General features: G+C 70.5%; 17 protein-coding genes. 8 read left to right on the forward strand and 9 right to left on the reverse strand.

Going from position 1 to position 22,505, the window contains the following annotated elements; genetic code table 11:
- A partial coding sequence (locus AC3WQY_RS09570) for an Rrf2 family transcriptional regulator (protein WP_492707809.1) occupies positions 1 to 448 on the reverse strand: 448 nt, incomplete at its 3' end.
- A 103-nt stretch (positions 449 to 551) separates the two neighbouring features.
- Here AC3WQY_RS09570 and fdxA point away from each other — a divergent pair.
- Together fdxA and AC3WQY_RS09580 are read left to right on the forward strand one after the other, a co-directional pair.
- Positions 552 to 875, forward strand: a complete 324-nt coding sequence (gene fdxA / locus AC3WQY_RS09575; protein WP_492707811.1) for a ferredoxin FdxA — start codon at positions 552 to 554, stop codon at positions 873 to 875.
- 34 nt (positions 876 to 909) lie between these two features.
- Positions 910 to 1,320 carry a hemerythrin domain-containing protein gene (locus AC3WQY_RS09580; protein ID WP_492707813.1) on the forward strand — a complete coding sequence of 137 codons (411 nt, stop codon included), beginning with the start codon at positions 910 to 912 and terminating at the stop codon, positions 1,318 to 1,320.
- A 21-nt stretch (positions 1,321 to 1,341) separates the two neighbouring features.
- Here the strand turns inward: AC3WQY_RS09580 and AC3WQY_RS09585 are convergent, their stop codons facing one another.
- Both AC3WQY_RS09585 and AC3WQY_RS09590 read right to left on the reverse strand, forming a co-directional pair.
- Positions 1,342 to 2,409 (reverse strand): DMT family transporter, encoded by a 1,068-nt coding sequence (locus tag AC3WQY_RS09585; RefSeq protein ID WP_492707815.1) that lies wholly within the window; start codon positions 2,407 to 2,409, stop codon positions 1,342 to 1,344.
- Between the two features lie 37 nt (positions 2,410 to 2,446).
- Complete coding sequence (locus tag AC3WQY_RS09590; protein ID WP_492707817.1) at positions 2,447 to 4,681, reverse strand: heavy metal translocating P-type ATPase; 2,235 nt, start codon at positions 4,679 to 4,681, stop codon at positions 2,447 to 2,449.
- A 133-nt stretch (positions 4,682 to 4,814) separates the two neighbouring features.
- On the opposite strand from AC3WQY_RS09590, the gene AC3WQY_RS09595 reads away from it, so the two are divergent.
- Positions 4,815 to 5,831 (forward strand): sulfate ABC transporter substrate-binding protein, encoded by a 1,017-nt coding sequence (locus AC3WQY_RS09595; RefSeq protein WP_492707819.1) that lies wholly within the window; start codon positions 4,815 to 4,817, stop codon positions 5,829 to 5,831.
- Between the two features lie 136 nt (positions 5,832 to 5,967).
- Here AC3WQY_RS09595 and AC3WQY_RS09600 read toward each other — a convergent pair whose 3' ends face one another.
- Positions 5,968 to 7,152 carry an MFS transporter gene (locus tag AC3WQY_RS09600; protein WP_492707821.1) on the reverse strand — a complete coding sequence of 395 codons (1,185 nt, stop codon included), beginning with the start codon at positions 7,150 to 7,152 and terminating at the stop codon, positions 5,968 to 5,970.
- A 488-nt stretch (positions 7,153 to 7,640) separates the two neighbouring features.
- Here AC3WQY_RS09600 and rsgA point away from each other — a divergent pair, with 488 nt between their 5' ends.
- Entirely contained in the window at positions 7,641 to 8,735 is a 1,095-nt protein-coding gene (rsgA, locus tag AC3WQY_RS09605) for a ribosome small subunit-dependent GTPase A (RefSeq protein ID WP_492707823.1), read from the forward strand.
- On the opposite strand, the gene AC3WQY_RS09610 is transcribed toward rsgA, so the two are convergent.
- Both AC3WQY_RS09610 and AC3WQY_RS09615 read right to left on the reverse strand, forming a co-directional pair.
- Positions 8,732 to 10,075 (reverse strand): DUF1501 domain-containing protein, encoded by a 1,344-nt coding sequence (locus AC3WQY_RS09610; RefSeq protein ID WP_492707825.1) that lies wholly within the window; start codon positions 10,073 to 10,075, stop codon positions 8,732 to 8,734. The genes rsgA and AC3WQY_RS09610 overlap by 4 nt on opposite strands.
- 1 nt (position 10,076) lies before the next feature.
- On the reverse strand, positions 10,077 to 11,732 hold the full coding sequence (locus AC3WQY_RS09615; RefSeq protein ID WP_492707827.1) for a DUF1800 domain-containing protein: 1,656 nt from the start codon (positions 11,730 to 11,732) through the stop codon (positions 10,077 to 10,079).
- A 120-nt stretch (positions 11,733 to 11,852) separates the two neighbouring features.
- Here AC3WQY_RS09615 and AC3WQY_RS09620 point away from each other — a divergent pair, with 120 nt between their 5' ends.
- Together AC3WQY_RS09620 and AC3WQY_RS09625 are read left to right on the forward strand one after the other, a co-directional pair.
- Entirely contained in the window at positions 11,853 to 13,430 is a 1,578-nt protein-coding gene (locus tag AC3WQY_RS09620; RefSeq protein WP_492707829.1) for a serine hydrolase domain-containing protein, read from the forward strand.
- Positions 13,431 to 13,553: 123 nt separating this feature from the next.
- Positions 13,554 to 15,821, forward strand: a complete 2,268-nt coding sequence (locus AC3WQY_RS09625) for a TonB-dependent receptor plug domain-containing protein (RefSeq protein ID WP_492707831.1) — start codon at positions 13,554 to 13,556, stop codon at positions 15,819 to 15,821.
- Here the strand turns inward: AC3WQY_RS09625 and AC3WQY_RS09630 are convergent.
- Positions 15,818 to 16,231, reverse strand: coding sequence for a cold-shock protein (locus AC3WQY_RS09630; protein WP_492707833.1), 414 nt, complete (start codon positions 16,229 to 16,231; stop codon positions 15,818 to 15,820). The two genes, AC3WQY_RS09625 and AC3WQY_RS09630, sit on opposite strands and share 4 nt — an antisense overlap.
- A 191-nt stretch (positions 16,232 to 16,422) precedes the next feature.
- Here AC3WQY_RS09630 and AC3WQY_RS09635 point away from each other — a divergent pair, with 191 nt between their 5' ends.
- Together AC3WQY_RS09635 and AC3WQY_RS09640 are read left to right on the forward strand one after the other, a co-directional pair.
- Entirely contained in the window at positions 16,423 to 18,570 is a 2,148-nt protein-coding gene (locus tag AC3WQY_RS09635) for a transporter substrate-binding domain-containing diguanylate cyclase (RefSeq protein ID WP_492707835.1), read from the forward strand.
- A 133-nt stretch (positions 18,571 to 18,703) separates the two neighbouring features.
- Complete coding sequence (locus AC3WQY_RS09640; protein ID WP_492707837.1) at positions 18,704 to 20,014, forward strand: S8 family peptidase; 1,311 nt, start codon at positions 18,704 to 18,706, stop codon at positions 20,012 to 20,014.
- A gap of 10 nt (positions 20,015 to 20,024) precedes the next feature.
- On the opposite strand, the gene AC3WQY_RS09645 is transcribed toward AC3WQY_RS09640, so the two are convergent.
- The gene (locus tag AC3WQY_RS09645; protein WP_492707839.1) at positions 20,025 to 20,747 is read right to left on the reverse strand and encodes a Crp/Fnr family transcriptional regulator; all 723 of its coding nucleotides are present in this window, start codon (positions 20,745 to 20,747) and stop codon (positions 20,025 to 20,027) included.
- Positions 20,748 to 22,490 carry a thiamine pyrophosphate-binding protein gene (locus AC3WQY_RS09650; protein ID WP_492707841.1) on the reverse strand — a complete coding sequence of 581 codons (1,743 nt, stop codon included), beginning with the start codon at positions 22,488 to 22,490 and terminating at the stop codon, positions 20,748 to 20,750.
- Positions 22,491 to 22,505: the final 15 nt, after the last annotated feature.

The raw sequence follows: 22,505 nt of genomic DNA on the forward strand, positions 1-22,505 counted from the left end.
CCTTTCTCAAGGAACTCGACGGCGCGCCCGGCTTGGGCGCCGCCGCGGCGGGCGCGGCCAGATCGGCCAGGGTCGCGCCGTCGAGTTCCTTGAGAAAGGCGCGCAGCGCGCTGTCGAACAGATGCTTGAGGCGGCAGGCCGGGCTCAGCAGGCATTCGTTGACTTCGGCATCGAAGCATTCCACCAGCCTGAAGTCGGTCTCGGCGGCGCGCACCACATCGCCCACGCGCAAGGTGGCCGGGTCGGCCAGCAAGCGCAACCCGCCGCCGCGGCCGCGCGTGGTCTCCAGCACGCCCTGGCGCGCCAGGTCGTTGACGATCTTCATCAAATGGTTCTTGGAGACGCCATGGCGCTCCGCCAGCTCGCCGATGGTGACGAGTTGCTGCGGGCGCGCCGCGCAGTACATCAGCACGCGCAAGGTGTAGTCGGTGTATTCGGCCAGCCGCATCGATGCCCCTAAAGATGTATGCAGTTTATTGCTTTAAGGTTTGCAGATCTTTAAGATGCATCAAAAATACTTCTTATAGAAATCCCGTTCCCGGAGCCATGCCATGACCTTCGTCGTCACCCAGGCCTGCATCAGCTGCAAATACACCGACTGCGTGGACGTCTGTCCGGTCGATGCCTTTCGCGAAGGCCCCAACTTCCTCGTCATCGACCCCGATGAGTGCATCGACTGCGCGGTCTGCGTGCCGGAATGCCCGGTGGCGGCCATCCATGCCGAGGAGGACGTGCCCGGCGGTCAGCGCGACTTCATCCCGCTGAATGCCGAGCTGGCGCGCCTGTGGAAGCCCATCACCAAGACCAAGCCGGCGCTGCCGGACGCCGAGGCCTGGCGCGATGCCGAAGACAAGCGCGCCCAACTGCAGCGCTGAGGCGCAGCCATCCCATCCCTACCGCAAGCCCATCATGAACATCGACAAATTCAAGCACCAGCACGCCAGCATCCTGGGCAGCATCGACGCGTTGCGCCGGCTGGCGCGGGCCGGCGTGGCACAGCACGCCGGCGACATCGCCGAGCACATCGTGGCGATGAGCTCGACCATCAAGCTGCATCTGGCGGTGGAAGACCAGGCGCTCTATCCGGCGCTGCAACGCGAGCGCGATGCCGAACTGGCACGCATGGGCCAGCGCTACCAGCAGGAGATGGGCGCCATCGCCAAGGCCTACGAGGGCTTCTCGCGGCGCTGGAACCAGGCCAACAAGCTGCGGGCCGATGCCGAGGGCTTCCGCCGCGACGCCAACCAGGTGCTGCGCATGGTCTACGAGCGCATGCAGCGCGAGAACCACGACTTCTATCCGCGCATCGAGGCGCTCTGAGCCGCACGCCGCGCGGCCGCCTCAATGCTCGTGGCGGTGGTGCGCGTCCGGGTAATGGGCGTGGCTGTGGCGCAGCGGCTCGTGCCGGTGCGCATGGCTGTGGCGCGTGCCCGCCGGCACCGGCGGCTCGTGCGCATGCTCGTGATGCGGGTCGCCCCGGCCATGCACATGGCTGTGGGCATGCTCCAGCGCCTCGTGCTCATGCTCGTGCTCATGCCGCTCCGTCAGGTGCAGGGCCACGCCCAGCGCCATCAGCGCTCCGGCCAGCAGCAGCTGCCAGCTCACCGGCTCGCCCAGCAGCGCGATGGCCAGCAACGCGCCGATGAAGGGGGCCACCGAGAAGTAGGCGCCCGTGCGTGCGGTGCCGAGATGGCGCAGCGCGATCACGAACAGCACCAGGCTGGCGCCATAGCTCGCAAAGCCCAGCAGGCCGGCCGCCAGCACCGTCACCGGGCCCGGCCATGCGGCGCCCAGCAGCAGGGCCAGCAGCAGGTTGGTGCCACCCGCCACCAGGCCCTTGCTCATGGCGATGAAGCCGGCATCGCTGAGCGATACCTTGCGCGTGAGGTTGTTGTCCAGCGCCCAGGCCAGGCAGGCGCCGGCGATCGCCAGCGCCGGCCACCAGGCGCCGGGCCGAGCCGCATCGCCGCCGGGCCAGGCCAGCAGCAGGCTGCCGGCCACGATCGCCAGCATGCCCAGCGCGATGCGGCGGTCAACGTTCTCCCTGAAGGCGAACCAGGCCAGCAGCGCCGTCAACACCCCCTCGGCATTCAGCAGCAGCGCCACGCTGGCCGCCGGCAGCCGGGCCAGGCCCAGCATCAGCAGCACCGGCCCCACCACCCCGCCGGCGACGATGGCGCCCAGCAGCCAGAGGCGCTCGGCGCGCGGCAGCTGCACCGCCGGTGCGCGCCGCAGCAGCCGGACCAGCCATAGGCCCAGGCCCGAGCCCAGGTAGAGCAAGGCGGCCAGCAGCCAGGGGCTGGTGGCGCCCAGCAGCGGCTTGGCCAGCGGCGTGCCGGCGCCGAACAGGATGGCCGCGCCCAGGGCGGCCGCGACACCGGGCTGGGGGCGGAATGAGGGGATGCGCATGGTGCCGGCAGTGTAGGCAGTATGGCGAGGGGCGCCGCTACTTCCCGCGCAGCAGGCGCAGGCCGTTGAACACCACCAGCAGGCTGGCGCCCATGTCGGCGAACACCGCCATCCACATGGTGGCGCTGCCGAACACCGCGGCCAGCAGGAAGGCCGTCTTGATGCCCAGGGCCAGGGCGATGTTCTGCAGCAGCACGCCGCGGGTGCGGCGCGAGAGGCGCACGGTCTCGGGCAGGCGGCCCAGCTCGTCGTTCATCACCACCACGTCGGCGGCTTCCATGGCCGTGTGCGTGCCGGCGGCGCCCATCGCGAAGCCGATGTCCGACTGCGCCAGCGCGGGCGCATCGTTGATGCCGTCGCCCACCATGGCGGTGGGCCCGAAGCGCTGCTGCAGCTCGCGGACGGCGGCGAGCTTGTGCTCGGGCAGCAGATCGGCGCGCAGCTCGGTGATGCCGGCCTGGGCCGCGATGACCTGTGCGGTGGTGAGGTTGTCGCCGGTCAGCATCACCGGCGTGATGCCCAGGGCCTTGAGCTCGGCCACCGCCTGGCGCGACGATGGCTTGATGGTGTCGGCCACCGCGCAGATCGCCAGCACGCCGCTCGCGTCGGCCAGCATCGCCACGGTGCGGCCGGCGCGCTCGTGCAGGGCCAGGCCGGCCTCGAGCGCGGCCGAGCATTGGCCACGCTCCTCGATCCAGCGGTGGTTGGCCAGCACCAGCGGCAGGCCATCGACCGCCCCCTGCACGCCGCGCCCGGCCGCGGCCGCAAAGTCGTGCACCTCGGCCGGCTGCGCGCACTCGGCCGCCAGGCCGCGCGCAATCGCCAGCGAGACCGGATGGTCGGAGCGGCTCGCCAGCGCCAGCGCCAGGCGCGCCAGTTGTGCGCGGTCGGCGCCCGCGGCCACCGGCGCGAACTCCACCAGCACCGGCTGGCCCTGGGTGACGGTGCCGGTCTTGTCCAGCGCCACCACCTTGAGCAAGCGCGCCTGTTCCAGGTAGACCCCGCCCTTGATGAGAATGCCGCGCCGCGCCGCCGCGGCCAGGCCGCTCACCAAGGTGACCGGGGTCGAGATCACCAGCGCGCAGGGGCAGGCGATCACCAGCAGCACCAGCGCCTTGTAGAGCGCCTGCAGCCAACCATAGCCCATCAACCAGGGCGTCAGCAGGGCCACCGCCAGCGCCAGCGCAAACACGGCCGGGGTGTAGATGGCGGCAAAGCGGTCGACGAAGCGCTGGGTGGGCGCGCGGCTCGCCTGCGCCTCCTCGACCGCATGGATGATGCGGGCCAGGGTGCTGTCCGAGGCGGCTGCCGTGACACGGAATTCAAGCGCGGCCGCCTGGTTGATGGTGCCGGCATAGACCTCGTCCCCGGGCCCTTTGTCGACCGGCAGGCTCTCACCGGTGACCGGCGCCTGGTCGATGGCGCTGATGCCCGCCAAGATCACGCCGTCGAGCGGGATGCGCTCGCCGGGTCGAATCCGCACCCTTGCCCCGACCGCCACCGAGGCGGTGAGATGCCGGGCCCACGAGCCGTCGGCCTGGCGTACCTCAGCGTCTTCCGGCGCCATCGCCAGCAAGCTCTTGATGGCATTGCGCGCGCGGTCGACGGCGCGCGCCTCGATCAGCTCGGCAATGGCGTAGAGCGCCATCACCATCGCGGCCTCGGGCCATTGGCCGATCAGGAAGGCGCCGGTCACCGCCACCGCCATCAGCGCATTGATGTTCAGGCGCCCGGCGCGCAGGGCATAGAAGCCCTTCTTGTAGGTGTCGAAGCCGGCCAGGGCGATGGCCGCGGCGGCCAGGCCCATTTCGGCCAGTTGAGAGATTTGCAGGCCCGGGCCCGCGGCTGCGGGAACCAAGGCCAGCGCCTCGGCCGCCAGCGCCAGCAGCAGCGATGCCAGCAGGCGCGGCAGGCCCTCGCCGGCATGCCCATGATGCCCGTGCGGAGTCGGTGCCGCGGCGGCGCCCGCCAGCGGCTGCGGATCGAAACCCATGCCGCGGATGGCAGCGAGGGCCGCCTCCAGCACGGGCGGCGCAGCGGCCAGGCTCAGCGTGCGCTGGCCCAGGTCAAAACGCAGGCCCTCGATGCCGGCGATCGGCGCCAGCGCGCGGCGGATCTCGCCCTCCTCTACAGCGCAGTCCATGCTGGGGATGTGAAAGCCCACCGCCCCTGCACGCGCAGGCGGCGTCGGCGTGGGCGGTGGCTCTGCAGCGCCGCAGCAGTGGCTGCCGCAAGTCGACGGAGCGGGCGTAGATGCAATCGGTGTGTCCATGCCGCCATTGGAAACCCTGCACCTGGACCAGAGTCAAGCGCGCTGCAAAGCAAAGCAGGATTTCTTGGTTCGCGCGCGCCGCCCGCCTGCCTACAGTCGGCAGCATTCCGAACCACTGCCACCCGCCAACACCGTGAACCCCATCCGCCGCACCCTTTTTTCCCTCGCCTCGCTGGCCCTTGCGCTGGGCGCCGTCGCCGCCCATGCCGATGTGAACCTGCTGAACGTTTCCTACGACCCGACGCGCGAGCTCTACCAGGACTTCAACGCCGCCTTTGCCAAGCAATGGAAGGCCAAGACCGGCGAGACCGTGGCCATCAAGCAGTCGCACGGCGGCTCGGGCAAGCAGGCGCGCTCGGTGATCGACGGCCTGGACGCCGACGTCGTGACCCTGGCCCTGGCCTATGACATCGACGCCCTGCACGACCAGGCCAAGCTGATCCCCGCCGACTGGCAGAAGCGCCTGCCCAACAACGCCAGCCCCTACACCTCCACCATCGTGTTCCTGGTGCGCAAGGGCAACCCCAAGCACATCGCCAACTGGCCGGACCTGGCGCGCAGCGGCATCGACGTGATCACGCCCAACCCCAAGACCTCGGGTGGCGCGCGCTGGAACTACCTGGCGGCCTGGGGCTATGCACTCAAGCAACCGGGCGGCAACGCCGATTCGGCCAAGGCCTTCGTCAAGCGCATCTATGCCAACACCAAGGTGCTGGACTCCGGCGCACGCGGCTCCACCACCACCTTCGTGGAGCGCGGCATCGGCGACGTGCTGATCGCTTGGGAAAACGAGGCCTATCTGGCGGTGAAGGAGCTGGGCCCCGACAAGTTCGAGATCGTCACCCCCAGCCTTTCGGTGCTGGCCGAGCCGCCGGTGGCGGTGGTGGACAAGAACGTCGACAAGAAGGGCACGCGCAAGCAGGCCCAGGCCTACCTCGAGTACCTCTACACGCCCGAAGGCCAGGAGATCGCCGCCAAGAACTACTACCGCCCGCGCGACGCCAAGGTCGCCGCCAAATACGCCAAGCAGTTCGCCGCCGTGAAGCTCTTCACCATCGACGAACTCTTCGGCGGCTGGCGCAGCGCACAGAAAACCCACTTCGACGACGGCGGCGTGTTCGACCAGATCTACGTCCCCGGGGCGCGCTGAACCACAGCCAATAAGCCCGGCAAGACCTGACCCCTTGTCTCCTCGGTAGGCCCCGCAGCGCTCGCGCCGCACTTACCGTTCATGCCCTCGGCGAGCTTGCGCTTGCCGGGGGCTTTTTTCGTCAGCAGAGCGGCGCTCAGGCCTTGCGCATCATCAACAAGGCCAGCGTCACCGTGCTGATCATGGCACCGGCCACGAAGGTTGCCGGCGCACCCAGCGTCTCCCACAACAGCCCCGCCGCCACGCTGGCGATCAGCATCGCCACGCCGCTGAGCAGGTTGAAGAAGCCGTAGGCGGTGCCGCGCAGCTCGGCGGGCGCGACGTCGGCCACCATGGCGGCCAGCAGGCCCTGGCTCATGCCCATGTGCAGGCCCCACAGCGCCACGCCGCCCAGCAGGGCCGGCAGGGCCGTGCTGCTGGCCAGCAGCAGATCGGCGGCGATCAGCAGCAGCAGGCTCCAGGCCAGCAGGCTGCGATGGTTGACGCGATCGGCCAGCGCGCCGAGCGGGTAGGCGCTGAGGGCATAGACCACATTCATCGCCACCATCACCAGCGGGATCAGCGCCAGCGCCAGCCCGCTCTGCTGCGCGCGCAGCACCAGAAAGGCCTCGCTGAAGCGCGCCAGCGTGAACACCGCGCCAATCATCACCACCCACCAATAGGCCGGGCCGAGCCGGCGCAGCTTGGCGCGGCTGATCGGTGCGCCGCGCGGCGCGGCGCTGGCGGCATGCACGGGCTCGCGCACACCCAGGGCCAGCAGCAGCACGGCCAGCACCGCCGGGATCACCGCCACCCAGAAGATGGCGCGGAAGTCGTTGGCCCACAGCAGCATCAGGCCCACGCCCAGCAGCGGCCCGGCGAAGGCGCCCACGGTATCGAGCGACTGGCGCAGGCCGAAGGCGGCGCCGCGCTGCGCGGGCGGGGCGATGTCGGCCACCAGTGCGTCGCGCGGCGCGCCGCGTATGCCCTTGCCCAGGCGGTCGATCAGGCGCGCCGCCAGCACCAGGCCGGCGCCGCTGGCGATCGCGAACAGCGGCTTGGTGGCCGCGCCCAGGCCATAGCCCAGCAGGGCCAGGCCCTTGCGCTTGCCCCAGTGGTCGCTCAGCACGCCGGAGAACACCTTGACGATCAGCGCGGTGGCCTCGGCCGCGCCCTCGATCAGGCCCACCGTGAACACCGAGGCGCCCAGGCCGCCCACCATGAAGAGCGGCAGCAGGCTGTGGATCATTTCCGAGGAGATGTCCATCAGCAGGCTCACGAAGCCGAGCACCCAGATGCCGGCCGGCAGACGGGGTTTGGCGGTGGAGACCGCAGTTTTCATATGAGCTGTCAAAACATTGTTGTTCGTCAAATCACTGTCACACAGACTCGGCACAATGCAAAGCATCCAAGGCGACAAACCGGCTGCAGATTGGGCAGAACACTGGAACCCGTCACCAGCGCCAAGGGAACCGTCTCGGGGTGCAAACCTCCTGTCCGGTAAGCAGGGCCACCATCGGTGGCCCTTTGCTTTTTGTGGCCCGGAGCGCACAGCTGCCGCGCGGCGCTTGACCGGCGCGGCGCGCCTGCAGCACACTCGCGGCTCATTCTTCTTCCTTCAACTCAACAGGAGATCACCATGGCCAAGACTGATATTGCCCGCCTCCTGTCGGCCGCGTTCACGACACGCCGCACCTGAGTTGGACCCGCCACGCAGCCTGCGTGGCCTGAGCTAGCTTCCGAGCCGCCCCCCGCGGCCGACGCATTCCCCCGCTGTCACCGGCAAGGCCTTGACCCTGCCGAGTCTCCACATGCCTGGAATCGTCACTCATGCTCGAAGCAACGCAACAACAACACCTGACCCTGTTGCAGACCCTGGGTCTCAACCACAGTCTCCGTTCCCATCTGGCCGGCCTTGACTGGCCCGCCAACACCGACGCGATGCGCGTCGTCGAAGTGCAGCGCGACCGCGTCCAGCTGCTGGGCGCCCACCAGCGCGCGTGCAGCGCACGCATCGCGGCCGAACTGCAGCAGGCGCTGCGCGACGAGGGCCAATCGCTGGCCGTGGGCGACTGGGTGCTGGCCGGCCCCGACGCCTTCGGCGAGCATTGGGTGCGGGCCCAGGCGCCGCGCCTGAACGCGCTGACCCGCCGCAACCCCGAGGGCCTGCGCCAGACCCTGGTGGCCAATGTCGACACCGCCCTGCTGGTAATGGGGCTGGACCACGACTTCAACCTGGCGCGCCTGGACCGCTACCTGGTGCTGACGCATGCCGCCGGCATTGCCAGCGTGGTGGTGCTGAGCAAGGCCGACCGCTGCGCCCAGGTGCAGGCACGCCTGGCCGAGGTACAGGCCCATCTGCGCGCCTGCCGCGAGGGGCCGCAGGCGGTGCTGGCGGTGAACGGCACGCAGGCGAGCGCGCGCGAATCGCTCTGGCCCTGGCTGGGCGCGGGCCAGACGCTGGTGCTGCTGGGCTCCAGCGGCGCCGGCAAGAGCACGCTCACCAACAGCCTGTGTGACGCGCACTTGCAGGGTACGGGCAGCGTGCGCGAGGACGACAGCCGCGGCCGCCACACCACCAGCGTGCGCAGCCTGCATCGCGCGCCCTGCGGTGCCTGCATCATCGACACCCCGGGCCTGCGTGGCCTGCAGCTGGACGTCAACCAGCAGGAGCTGGCCGAGGCCTTCGACGACATCAGCGGCCTGGCGCCGCAATGCCGCTTCCGCAACTGCAGCCACCAGGACGAGCCCGGCTGCGCGGTGCGCGATGCCCTCAGTGCCGCCCGGCTGAAGAGTTATCACAAGCTGCAGCGCGAGCTGGGCCGCGAGCAGCGCACGCCGCTGCAGCGCCAGGCCCAGCTGTCGGAGTGGAAGTCGCGCTCGCGCGAGGCGCGCATCCGCATACGCGCCAAGAGCGGTGGTTAGGCAAAGTAGCCGAGCGTCGGCGTGGCGAAGTTGCCGAGCTGCGGGAACAGCAGCGGCAGGTCCGCCGCGCCCACGCCCAGCCAGCTCGCCAGCGTCGCGCTCATCTGGTCCACCGCGGTGCTGGGCAGCCAGCGGCCCTCGTCCGAGACATCGTCGGGGCCGCCCAGCAGCAGCTCTGGCATGCGGCCATAGAGCCCGCGCCTGACCGCCCCGCCCATGATGAGCTGGTGGTTGCCCCAGGCATGGTCGCTGCCGCCGCCCGAGGCCGGCTGCAGGGTGCGCGCGAAGTCCGAGGCTGTGAAGGTGGTGACCTGCTTGGCCAGGCCCAGCTGCTCGGTGGCGTCGTAGAAGGCCCTGAGCGCCGGCCCCAGCTGGCCGAACAGGTTCTCCTGCTGCGCGAGCTGGTTGTTGTGGGTGTCGAAGCCGCCCAGCGAGACAAAGAAGATCTGCCGCGTCACGCCCAGGCTGGCGCGCACCTCCAGCAGCTTGGCCACCGTCAGCAGTTGCTGGGCGATGGCGCTGCCCTGGCCGGCGAACAGGCCCGCCACGCTGCCGGCGGAGGCCAGCGCGCCATTGAGCGCCTCGCTGGCGCGCAGGGCCTGGTTCAGCACCGCGGCGGCGGCGCGCTGCTCGGCATTCGCATAGGGCTGCTGCAGCAGGCTGGTGTAGAGGCCGTAGAGCGGGTTGCGCGCCGGGTTGGCGCCGAAGCCCTTGATGGCGAAGTTGCCGCCCGCGGAGACCGCCAGGCCCTGGCTGCTGGCGCCGTTCATGAAGACGTTGTTGCCGCTCACCGAGATCACCGCGGGCACGGTGCTGGCGGGCTGCAGGTCGGCGATGCGGCCGCCCCAGCCGCTGCTGCCCTGCGCCCCCGAGCCACCCTGCTGCCATTGCGCCTGCTGGTCGCTGTGCGAGAACAGATTGCCCGGCACGCCGCTGCCGCCATTGGCAAACTGCGCCTTGCTGAGCGGCCGCAGCAGCGTGCCCACATTGGCCTGCAGGGCCAGATGGCCCTGGTTCCAGAGCTCGGCCAGCGGCGCCAGCGCGCCATGCAGGCCCAGCGTCAGGCCGTCCAGCGGCGCCAGGCTGGAGGCCTGCAGCGCCAGCCCGCCGGCGGCGGCATTGCCGCGCGCCTTCGCATAGGCGGCATAGCCGGCCGCATCCATCGGCACCAGCATATTGTTGCCGTCGTTGCCGCCGTAGAGGAACACGCAGACCAGGGCACGGTAGTCGCTGCCCTGCAGCGGCGCGGCAAGACCCGACCCCAGCGCGAAGGGGCCGGCGGCGGAGAGCGCGGCGGCGCGGGCGAGGAACTGGCGGCGGTTGGCTGTGTAGTCGCTCATCTCAATGCTCCACCAGATACTCAGGGGACATGACGGCCAGGAACAGCGCCGCCCGGGCGCGCTCCAAGGGCTTGCTCGCGGGCGCGAGCTGCGCGGCTTTCAAGAGGGCCTGCTCCAGGCTGCTGCTCATGCGGCCGGCGAACAGCACGCGCCTGATCTCCTTCACCAGGGCCGCGGGGTCGGCCGCCAGGGCCTGCCAGCGCGTCAGGTCGATCTTGCTGCCGGTGCTGCCGGCGACCTTGTCGTCGGGCGGCACGCCCTTGCCGTTCAGCGCGGTCGCGAACATGCCGCTGAGCCGGAAGGCGGCGCTGGCATTGAAGACACCGAAGGCCGGGCCATCCAGGCTCGGGTCGTCGGGCAGGTCGTAATCGGGCGGGAAGAAGTTGAACACCGAGGGCGGGCTGTAGATCGGCTGGCCCAGCGCCGCGGCCTGGCCGCGCAGCCAGACGCCATCGCTCTCGCCGCCGAGGGCACGGAACAGATGCGTCAGCTGCAGGATCGGTTCGCGCAGCTTGCCGAAGTTCTGCGGCTGCGGCGGAGCGCTGGCCTCGGGGTCCAGCAGGATGGCGCTGAGCGTGGCCTTCATGTCGCCGCGCGCCGACCCACCCAGAGCGCCGGAGCTGCCATTGAAGGCGGCCGCCACGCGCGCCACATAGGCCGGGCTGGGGTTGGCGGTGACGAGCTGCTGGATCAGCTGCCGGCCGATGAAGGGCCCGACATTCGGATGCCTGAAGACGTTGTCGAGGGCGGCCTCGAGATCGGCCGCGGCGCCCTGCCCCGCCGGCAGGGTCTGCCCCAGCAGCAACTGCTTGGCGCCCAGGTCGTGGTGGGCGGCATAGGCCAGCATGGGGCCGCCGAAGTTGGGCGGATTCGGGAACCTGTCGCGCCCGCCGGGGCGCGGCGGATAGCTCCAGCCGGTGAATACATGGGCAAAGCCCTCCACCACCTCCTGGTCGTAGCTGGGCAGGGGCAGGCCACGGGCGTCGAGCTGCTGGCTGCCGTCAGGGTTCAGCTGCCACAGGCCGATGCTGAACAGCTGCAGCAGCTCGCGCGCATAGTTTTCGTTGGGCGCGATGCCCTTGGCCGGATTGGGCTTGTCGTTGTTGGCCATGTTGAGGAAGCGGCCCATCGCCGGGCTCAGCGTCACCTCGCGCAGGATGTCGCGGAAATTGCCGAAGGCATGGCCGAGGAAGATGCGCTCGTAGTTGGCCATCGCATAGGGCAGCCTGATCTGCTGGCCCGACACCACCAGGATCTGGCTCAGCGCCAGGGCGGTGCGCTGGCGCAGCTGGTCGGGCCCGCCGAGCGCGTTGCGGAAGAACTGCAGCTGCAAGGGGAACAGGCTGTAGTTGTCGCGCTTGCAACCGGGCGGCGCGCCCTCCGGGCAGCCGATCTTGGCGTTGACGTCCACCGCGACGATGCCGACGAAGTCCGAGGCCGGCTGGGCGAACTGCTCCTGCAGCCAGGCCGCCTTGCCGCTGGCCATCAGGGCCTGGGTGCTGGCCTCGGTGGGCCCGAAGCTGGCCTGGGCCAGGAAGCGCCGCGCCTCGCCCTCGTCGAGGCCGGCCGCCCGCGCGCCGGCCATCATCGTCAGCAGCATCGGCGCACCGAGGGCGCAGGCGCAGATCGCGCGGCGGGTCGTCAGGAGCAAGGTCATGGGCGCCTCCGTTTGTGCGCATGGTAGAAAAGTCGCCGGCTCTTGGCGCGCTTGCCGGTGTAATGATGTGTGAAGTTGCGCCAGCCCGGCGCGACACACCCCTCCTTGGCGCCCATCACCATGAGCACGCTGCAGACCCGCATCGACGGCCATCTGGCCGCCCTCACCCGCCCGCAGAGCCCCGGCCACGCGGTGGCGGTGGCACGCCATGGCGAGCTGCTCTATGCCAGCGGCCATGGCCTGGCAAGCCTGGAGCAGCGCAGCGGCATCGGCGCGGAGACGCTGTTCCGCATCGCCTCGGTGAGCAAGCAATTCACCGTGGCGGCCGGCCTGCAACTGGCCGTCCAGGGCCGGCTCGATCTGGGCGCCGATGCGCGCGGCATGCTGCCCGAGCTGGCGCAGCTGCCGCAGGCCGTCACGGTGGACCAGCTGATGCGCAACTGCAGCGGCCTGCCCGACTTCCTGGAGCTGCTGCGCCTGGGTGGCGTGGGCCTCGAACACCTGACCCGCCGCGCCAGCATGGCCGCGGCGCTGGCGCGCAGCCGCCACCTCAACAGCACGCCGGGCAGCCGCTTTCTCTATTGCAACAGCAACTACCTGCTGCTGGGCCTGCTGGTGGAGCGGCTCAGCGGCCAGAGTCTGGGCGACTATCTGCAACAGGCCTTCTTCGCGCCGCTGGGCATGGCGCAGACCCGCATGGTGGTGCCCTGCGACCTGGCCCTGCCGGGCCTGGCCGCGCCCTATCTGCGCCAGGAGGACGGCGGCTACCGCCGCGCCCTGCATGGCTTCGAGCATGGCGGCGAGGGCGGCCTGGTCTCCAATGTGCTGGACCTGACGCACTGGGCCCAGGCCCTGCTGGCGCCGCCGCCCGAACTGGCCGCCCTGGCCGAGGCGCTGATGGCGCCCACCTTGCTGAGCGGCAATCAACCTGCCGCCTATGCGCGCGGCCTCGAGCACAGCCAATGGCGCGGCCATGCCTGCGTGGGCCATGGCGGGCTGTGGCCGGGCTACCGCAGCGAGTTCCTGCTGCTGCCGGCCGAGGGCTTGAGCATCGTGGTGGTCAGCAACGACAGCGGCAGCAACCCCTACAAGCTCGCGCGCGAGTTGCTGGACCTGCTGCTGCCGCCCGCGGCGGTGGCGGAGCCGGCCGCGCCGCCGGCACCGGACTGGGCGGGCGAGTGGATCAATGCCGAGGCCGGCCTGCTGCTGAGCCTGCAGCGCGGCCCCGGCACGCGCCTGATGGCGCAGCAATGGGGCCTGAGCTTCGAGCTCTACCCCGAGGCCGATGGCAGCTGGCTGCCGCTGCGCGGTGCCTATGAGTTCCGCCTGCGCGCCGGCACCGGAGGCACGCTGCTGCTGGACAGCGGCGCCGGCCAGCAACATCAGTTGCAGCCCCTGGGCCAGCGCGCCGGCCTGCCCGCGGGCCTGGCCGGCCGCTGGCATTGCCCGGACATCGCCAGCACCTGGCAGATCGCCGAAGACGGCAGCGTGACAGTCGAGGGCCCGCTGATGCGCAGCCCGCAGCCCTGGCAGTTGCTGGGCCTCAGCGACACGTTGATGGAGCTGCGCGCGCCGGGCTACTGGATGAGCAGCAGCCAGCTGCTGCGCGTGGCCGAGCGTGCCGCCGATGGCCGCATCCTCGGCCTCAGCCTGGACTGCAGCCGCATCCGCGGCCTGCGTTTCAGCCCGCTGCCCTGAACGCGACAGCACTGTAAAGAAGTTAAAAAGCCCGGCCTGGCCTTCGGGTGCCGGCGCCGCTGCGTGCGATGCTTCGCCACCTTGCCGGCCCCCGCCCTGCATTCACCCACCCACTCACGCACGATGCGCCGTCTCCTTCCCCTGCAACTCGCCCTGGCCTGCGCACCCGCGCTGGCGCAGCAGGCCGAACCGCCCGCGGCCGCGGCCAGCGCACCGGCCGCCAAGCCGCGCCCGGCCGCCAAGCCGACCACCGAACAGCTGAACCGTGTGGAGGTCCAGGGCGGGCCCAGCGATGACGCACTGCGCCGCGGCGCCACGGCCGCCAAGATCATCATCGGCCGCGAGGAGATCGAGCGCTATGGCGACTCCACCATGGGCGAGGTGCTGAAGCGCCTGCCCGGCGTCACCACCGGCGGCCGGCCCGGCCGCGGCGGCGAGATCCGCATGCGCGGCATGGGCGGTGGCTATACCCAGATCCTGGTGAACGGCGAGCGCATGCCGCCGGGCTTTTCGCTCGACCAATTGCCGCCCGAGCAGGTGGAGCGCATCGAGGTGATGCGCGCGCCGACCGCCGAATACGGCGCACGCGCGGTGGCCGGCACCATCAACATCGTGCTGCGCGAGGCGCTGCAAAAGCGCATCAACGACATCAAGCTCGGCTTCGGCGCCGAGCGCGGCCGCATCAGCCCCGGCATCAGCTGGACCCGCAACGACAAGCTCGACGAGCGCGGCGGCGCCTACAACCTGAATGTGAGCCTGCTCAACAGCAGGCGCCTGGACGACATCAACAACCGCACGCGCAGCACCGATCTGGCCAGCGGCCAGCAGAGCCTGCGCAGCCTGAGCGGCCAGACCGAGGGCGAGACCCGCGGCCTGCACGCCGCCGGCCGCCTGCAATGGCGCCTGGGCGGCGGCGACACGCTGGCCCTGCAGAGCTTTCTGGTGGCCAACGAGAGCGACAGCGAGAGCCATGCGCTGCAAACGCCCACCCAGGCCTTCGATGTGGCCGACACCAGCAGCCACAATCGCTTCACCATGCTGCGCCTGGGCCCGCAATGGCAGACCCGGCTGGACGAGAGCACGCGACTGGAGCTGCGCGCCGGCCTGGGCGCCGGCCAGGGCAAGGGCCACAGCCTGCGCCAGGAATACCTGCGTGGCGCCGACGGCAGCCTGCTGCCCTCGCGCACGCAGGACGACCGCACCGACAGCGACGACCGCAGCTGGAGCCTCAACGGCAAGCTCTCGCGCCAGCTGGAGAATGAGCACAGCCTGGTGGCCGGCCTGGAGGCCGAGAGCACGCGCCGCGACCAGACCCGCGTCTGCCTGGAGAACGGCCTGGCCTGCCACAACCTGCTGGACTTCGGCGACGAGCTCTCCGCGTCCACGCTGCGCCTGGCCGCCTATGCGCAGGACGAGTGGAGCGTGGGCAAGCAATGGGCCTTCTATGCCGGCCTGCGCTGGGAGGGCATAGCGACCAAGAGCACCGCCGCCAGCTACAGCGTCAGCAACAAGTCCGGCGTCTGGACGCCGCTCCTGCACGCGGTCTGGAAGTTCGATGAAAAGAGCCGCGACCAGATCCGCATGAGCCTGACGCGCAGCTACAAATCACCCCAGCTGCAGGACCTGATCGCCAAGCCCAGCATCAACAACACCAACGGCTCCTGTCCGCTGGCCGGCCAGCTCTGCGGCCCCAACACCCCCGACCAGCCCGACCGTGCCGGCAACCCCGAGCTGCGCCCCGAGCTGGCCACCGGCGTCGACATCGCCTACGAGACCTATCTCAGCAAGGGCGGGGTACTGAGCGCCAACCTGTTCGTGCGCCGCATCAAGGACCTGATCCGCAGCAATCCGCAGCTCGAGATGGTGGGCTGGGCCAGCGATCCGCGCTGGATCACGCGGCCGCGCAATATCGGCCAGGCCCGCACCATGGGCCTGGAGCTGGAGGCCAAGTTCCGCCTTGACGAATGGTGGGACGAGGCCTGGCCGGTGGCGGTGCGCAGCAATCTGAGCCTGTTCAGCTCCAGGGTGGATGGCATCCCCGGGCCCGACAACCGGCTCGACCAGCAGCCGCGCGCCACCGCCAACCTGGGCGCCGACTACCGCCTGCGCAGCCTGCCGCTGACCCTGGGCGCCACGCTCAACTGGACGCCCGCCAACACCATCCAGCAAAGCGCGCTGCAGCAGAGCCAGACCACGCGCAAGCTGGTGCTTGACGCCTTCGCGATGTGGAGCTTCAACCCGAATGCGCAGCTGCGCCTGTCGGGCAGCAATGTGGCGCCGCTGGACTACAGCAGCGCCACCTTGTTCAATACCGCCAGCCAGCAGATCGCCAGCGAGAGCGCGGGCCGCAGCTACACGCAATGGCAGCTGCGCCTGGAACTGAAGGTCTAGTGCTTCTTGGCGGCAGGCGCCTTGACCGCCACGGGCGCCAGCTGCGCCAGCCGTTCGGGCTCCTGCGGTTGCGAGAGCTGCATCCAGCCCAGCAGGCCGGCGCTGGCCGCCAGGGCCAGCCCCAGCGCCAGGCCCCAGGCCGGGCGCTGACGCTGCACGCGCCGCGGCGGTGCCGGCGTGGCCCAGGCCTGGTTGACGACGCGCCTGCTACGCTGCACCTTGACGGCCTGCTTGCGTCCGTCACGCCCGGTCACAATTTCGAAGCTCAGCCACTCGTCCTGGGTGGGGGGTGCGGCATCCGTCGGGAAGGCCGAGATGTGCACGAACACCGGCTGACCGCCGTTCTCGGGGTCGACCAGGCCGTGACCGCGCTCCGCATTCCAAACCTTCAATGTGCCTACGAATCTCATGATGGTCCCCAACAAGGCTGGGGCGCTCCGGGCTGGAGCCGCCTCCGTCAGGCCGTCGTCGCGGCCCATGGAGCGCATCATGAGGCGTGCGGCGCGATGGCCTGCAACAGCCTGTAAGTAGTGCAATCTGGGCCGGGCCTGCCAGGCCCTAAGATCGGCGCGCCGCTGACGGCGTCCCAAGTGAGTTGCCCTTGCTGCTTGTTGCTGAAATTCTGAGGCTTTGCACGCGTGCCCTGCTGGCGCTGCTGCTGTGCATGGCGGGAGCCGCCGCCACGGCGGCCGGCGCGGTGAAGTTGAGCGAGGCCGAGCGCGGCTGGATCGCCGCTCACCAGAAACAGGTTTTCACGGTCGGTTTCGATCCCTTTGGCGGCATGGACAGCTTCGAGTTCCGCGGCCGCCGCGTCGGCCTGCTGCCCGCGCTGCTGGACGATATGCGCACGCAGCTGGGCCTGAGCTTGGTGCCCGCCGAGGTGAAGAGCTGGGACGACGCCTACAGCCGCTTCGTGCAGGGCCGCATTGACGTGCTCTACGGCGCCAACGCCACCCCCGAGCGCGAAAAGATCATGCGCTTCACCCGGGCGGCCTGGAAATACCCCTACACCGTGTTTGCGCGCAAGGACTCGAGCGTGCAGACCCTGGGCGACCTGGACGGCAAGCGCGTCGGCTTTCTGGCCAACGACTTCGTGCTCGAGCAGTTGCCCAAGGAATTCCCCAACATCCGCTTCGAGCCGCGCAATTTCGAAGACCAGACCGCCGGCCTGGCCGCGCTGGCCGCCGGCCAGGTGGACGGCTTCGTCACCTCGGGCGGCGGCGTCGAATACGAGTTCCTGCACGAGCACCCCACCCTGACCCTGGTGGCCGAGCTCAAGTCCATCACCTCGGACATGACCTTCGCGGTGGCGCGCGAACAGCAGCTGCTGGGCCAGATCATCAACCGCTACATCGAGCAGCGCCAACCCCATATACAGCAGCTCGCGCGCGAGGCCGGCCGCCTCTACAACCGCAAGGTGCTGCGCCTCAGCGAGGCCGAGCTGGCCTGGCTGGAGCTGCAGGGCGAGGCGGTGGTGGGCGTGGCCGAGGACTATCTGCCCTTCGACTACTTCCACGAGGGCCAGTACAAGGGCATTGCCGGCGCCACCCTGCAGCGCATCGGCGAGATCGTCGGCATCCGCTTCAAGGTGGTGAGCGGGCCCTTCGCCCAGCTGATCGAGCAGGTGCGCACGGGCAAGGTCGATGTGCTGAACATGGCCAAGACCGAGGACCGCCTGGCCGACTTCCTGTTCCCGCGCGCCATCAGCACCGAGCGCGACATCATCGTCGGCGCCAAGAGCAGCGCGCCGGTGCAGGATGTCTACGGCCTGGACGGCCAGCCGGTGGCGGTGATCGACGGCTTCTGGCACGAGGAATACCTGCGCAAGAACCTCAAGAACCCGCGCATCGTCAAGACCGCCAACATCATGGAATCGCTGCAGCTGCTGCGCGATGGCGGCGCCGCCTACATGATCGAGAACCCCACGGTGGTGGAGTTCTACATCAACGGCCTGGGCTATACCGACCTGGTCAAGCGCGGCATCACCTCCAAGGACTCCTTCATCTATTTCGGCGTCGGCAAGCGCCAGCCCGAGCTGGCCGGCATCATGGACAAGGTGATCCCGCTGATCCAGTTCGACGAGATGAAGTACGCCGGCATCCAGACCGTGCCGACGCTGCGCAACGAGGCCAACCGGCGGCTGCTGATGCTGCTGGCCGGCCTGGGCCTGGTGCTGCTGGCGATCCTGGCGGTGACGGTGCGCATCGTGCGCAAGCTGATCGAGCAGCGCGCCAAGACCCAGTTCCTGCGCGAGCGCGAGCACCTGCTCTATACCGACAGCCTGACCGGCTTCCACAACCGCAACTACTTCAGCCAGCGCGCCGAGACCGCCGCGGGCGACTACCCGCAGGCCATCGTGGTGGCCGACATGAACAACCTCAAGCGCGTCAACGATGCCCATGGCCATGCCGCCGGCGATGCGCTTATCACCCTGTTCGCCGAGACGGCGCGCGCGCAATGGCCGCAGGCCGACGCCTTCCGCATCGGCGGCGACGAGTTCGTCTTCATCCTGCCCAATATCGGCGAGGCCCAGGTACTGGCCGAACTGGAGGCCTTGAAGACGCGCTGCCAGCAGACGCGCCGCGAGCTGGCGCCGGGCGCCTGGATCAGCCCCAGCGCCGCGCTGGGCCATGCCATGCGCGCCAGCGCCACGCAATCGCTGCATAGCTGCGTGGCCCAGGCCGACGCACGCATGTACGAGGCCAAGGCCGGCATGAAGAAGCGCAGCACCGACCTGGCAGAGCCCTGAGGTCGGCGCCGGCCGCCCCTCCGGCGACCATGTTCTGCGGGATGGTGATGGGAGTGCAGAGTGCCTACGCTGCGCCGGTGGCACGCCAGGCGCGCGGCCACACCCACCACACCAACACCCATGGAGACCCGGTATGGAAAAGCTTTCCTTTCAAGCCAAGGGATCGATCACGCTGGCAGCCACCCTGCTGCTGCTGGGCATGAGCTCGCCCGGTCAGGCGGACACGGCGGTCCTGATCGACGGGGGCACGGCGAATGCGCGCTGTACGCTTGGCTATCCGGGCAGCGGCGGCCCCGACCAGCTCTCGGCCTGCCAATGGGACATGGCGGTGATCAAGGCCGGCGCGGCGCGCGCCAAGGCCACCGGCAAGGGCGTCAAGGTCGGCGTCATCGATGGCGGGATCGACTTCTACCACCCGGACCTGGTGGGCGCCATCGACGTGGCACGCTCCTGCTCCTTCATCTACGGCAGCACGCCCACCGCCGACCCGGCCGAGATCGCCAATGGCGACTGCACGAACAAGGGCGCGGTGCAGGATCTCGGCGGCCACGGCACGCACACGGCCACCACCATAGGCGCGCGCGCCAATGGCATCGGCATCATCGGTGTGGCGCCCGAGGCCAGCATCGTGGCGCTGAAGGCCTGCACCATCAGCGGCTACTGCTTCGCCGACTCGGTGGCGGCGGCGCTGCGCTATGCCGGCGACCAGGGGCTGGACGTGGTCAACCTCAGCCTGTTTGCCGATCCCTATCTGTACTACTGCGCCGACGAGGCCGGCCAGCGCGCCATGCTGCGCGAGCTGCAGGACGCCGCACGCTACGCCCAGTCGCGCGGCGTGGTGATCGTGGCGGCCGCCGGCAACGAGGCGCAGGACCTGGGCCACCCCAGCACCGACGACATCAGCCCCGACTGGCCGCCCGGCGGCGCCATCGGCCGCGTGGTGCGCAACAACTGCCGCGTGGCGCCGGCCGAGCTGCCGGGCGTCATCACGGTGTCGGCCACCGGCGTGAGGACGCTGGCGAGCTATTCCAATGTCGGCACGCCGGTGGACGTGGCGGCCCCCGGCGGCGATGCCGGCCAGACCGCCGGCACGGTGTTTGGCCGCGGACGCGTGCTGGCCGGCTGGTCCATCACCGACGCCACCGGCACCTGGGAGGCCCTGATAGGCGCCAATCGCGCCGTTGAAAGCGGCGGCGGGCGCTATGTCTGGATCAGCGGCACCTCGATGGCCTCGCCGCACGCGGCGGGCGTGGCGGCGCTGATTCGCGAGCGCCATCCCGGCATGCCCGCTGGCGCGGTGGCGGCGCTGCTGCGCGCCTCGGCCAGCCCCATGGCCTGCCCGGCCGACTGGCCCAGCGGCGACGCGCGGCAATGCAGCGGCGGCATGGGCAACACCTCCTTCTTCGGCGCCGGCATGCTGGACGCGGCGGCGGCGGTGAAGTAGGCGTCGGGCCCTAATCGAGCGCGGCGGCGGCGCGCAGGCCCGCCGGATCGAGGATCTCGATGCCGCCGCGCTGCAGGCTCACGATGCCGCGCGCCGCCAGCGCCTTGAGCAGCTGGTTGGCGGTCTGGCGCGACACCGCCACCATCATCGCCAGCTGCTCCTGCGACAGCGCGATGCGCTGGCACGGGCCGCCGGGCCGCGTCTCGAAGCCCTCGGCCAGCATCAGCAGGCGGCGCGCCAGCCGCGGCCCGGCGCCCAGCAGGGCCTGGTCCTCGAAGGCCAGCAGCGCGCGCCGCAGCTTGTCGGCCAGCAGCAGGCCCAGCTCGCGCCAGTACTGCGGCCGCGCGGCCAGCAGGGCGTCGAGCCGGCTGCTGGGCACATGCAGCAGCAGCGCGTCCTGCAGCGCCTGGGCATCGTGGGTGCGCGGCCCGCCGTCGAACAGCGCGATCTCGCCGAACCAGCTGGGCGGCTCCAGCACCAGCAGGCTGCTCTGCCGGCCGGCCTCGCTGACGCCGCTGATCAGCAGCGCGCCGCGCAGCACCGCGTAAAGGCCGTCGGCCGGCTCGCCGCGGCCGAACAGCCGGGCGCCGGCGGGCAGGCTGCGCAGCGCGGCCGCGTCCAGCAGGGCCTCGCGCAGCGGCGCCGAGATGGCAGCGAACCAGCGCCCGCGCAACAGCAGCGGCAGGTGCTGGCGCACATCGTCGTTGGCAGCGGGCTGGCTTCGGGCTGGCATCTAGCCGCTGATTCTGCGCTTCACCGCGCGCGTCACCATGCGCAGGCGCTGGGCGAGCGGGAAGCGCCTGAAGTTGACCTTCACCGCGCCCTCGGTGAAGGCGGTGCGGCGGCTGTAGTCGATCGCCACGTCCACCACCGCCACGCGGCCGCGCGCGGCGCTGGCGCGCGCCCGCGCAATGCCCTCGGCCAGCTGGGCGTCGTTGGCGATCGCCACATAGTCGGCACCGGTGGCCTGGGCCACGCCGGCAAAGTCCACCGCGCCCAGCGCGGTGCAGGGCTTGCGGTTGTAGGGGATCTGCTGCGCCTGCGCGATCTGCGAGAGCTCGCCGTCGTGGAAGATGAAGCACACCAGGCCCAGGCCCAGGCGCGTCGCCGATACCAGCTCCATGCAGCTCATCATGAAGGCGCCGTCGCCGATGATGGCCACCACCTCGCGCCGCGGATTCGCCAGCTTGGCGCCGATCGCCGCCGGTGCCGCATAGCCCATGGCGTTGAAGTCGGTGGGCACGATCAGCGAGCCCAGGCTGCGCACCGGGAACAGCTCGGCGGTCAGGTAGGTGTGGTTGCCATCGTCGACCACGGTGATGGCGTCATCCGGCAGCACCTCGCGCAGCGCCTGGAAGAAGCGCGCCGGGTTGACCCGACCCCGGCTGTCGTGCGCCAGCCAGGCACGCTGGTAGTCGGCCTTGGCACGCGCGACGCGCTGCTGCAGCACGCTGTCCGGCGCCCGCGCCGGGCCCAGGCGCTGCAGCTCGGCCAGCAGCGCCGTCAGCACCGGGGCGGCATCGCCGGGCAGCCGCACCGCGGCCGGGTAGTTGGCGTCGAACACCGCGGGATTGATGTCCTGGTGCACCAGCGCCGCCGGCACCGCCACGCCATAGCTGCCGGTGGCGATCTCGCCGAAGCGCGTGCCCACCGCCAGCATGGCGTCGCAGCCCTCGAAGGCGCCGCGCGCCGCAGGCACCGCGGCGGCACCGAAGCCGAAGCCGCAGTGCAGCGGATGCTGGGCCTCGAAGGCCGACAGGCCCTGCAGCGTGGTGGCCACCGGCGCCTGCAGGTAATCGGCGATGGCGCGTGTCTGCGCGCCCGCGCCGCGCGCGCCCCAGCCGAGGAACAGCCCCGGCCGGCGCGCGCCGCGCAAGAGCTCGGCGGCGCGCCGCAGCGCCTCGGCCGGCGGCAGGGGCGGCGGCTCCAGCCGCGGCGGCGCGGGCAGCTCGTCGCCGACCTCGGCCGGGAACAGCTGCAGCTCCACCGGGATCTCGACGAACACCGGCCCCGGCTCGCCCTCGTTGGCGATGCGCCAGGCCTGGTAGAGCGTGGGCACGATGTCGGCATGGCGCTCGATCAGGAAGCAGGCCTTGGTGAGGCCGCGCATGAAGCCCTGTTGGTCGATCTCGTGCAGCTGGTAACGCCGGCCGCTGTCGCGCCTGATGCCGCCGCAGATCACCAGCATCGGGATGCCGTCGAGAAAGGCCTCGCCGATGCCGCTGGCCGCATGGGTGGCGCCGGCCGCGGGCACGATCACCAGCGTGCCGGTGCTGTCCGAGGTGCGGCTCACCGCGTCGGCCATGAAGGCCGCGCCGCCCTCGTGCGTCACCAGCACCGGGGTGATCAGGGCCGAGCTGTTGAGCTCGTCGTAGATCTCGGTGTTGTGCACGCCGGGGATGCCGAAGGTGTAGCGCACCCCCAGGCGTTCGAGCGCCTGCACCGCCAGCCAGGCACCGGTTCTTTTCTTCGCCATGATCGTCTCCTCTTG

The organism is Roseateles sp. FW301-B2 (genome assembly GCF_058788955.1).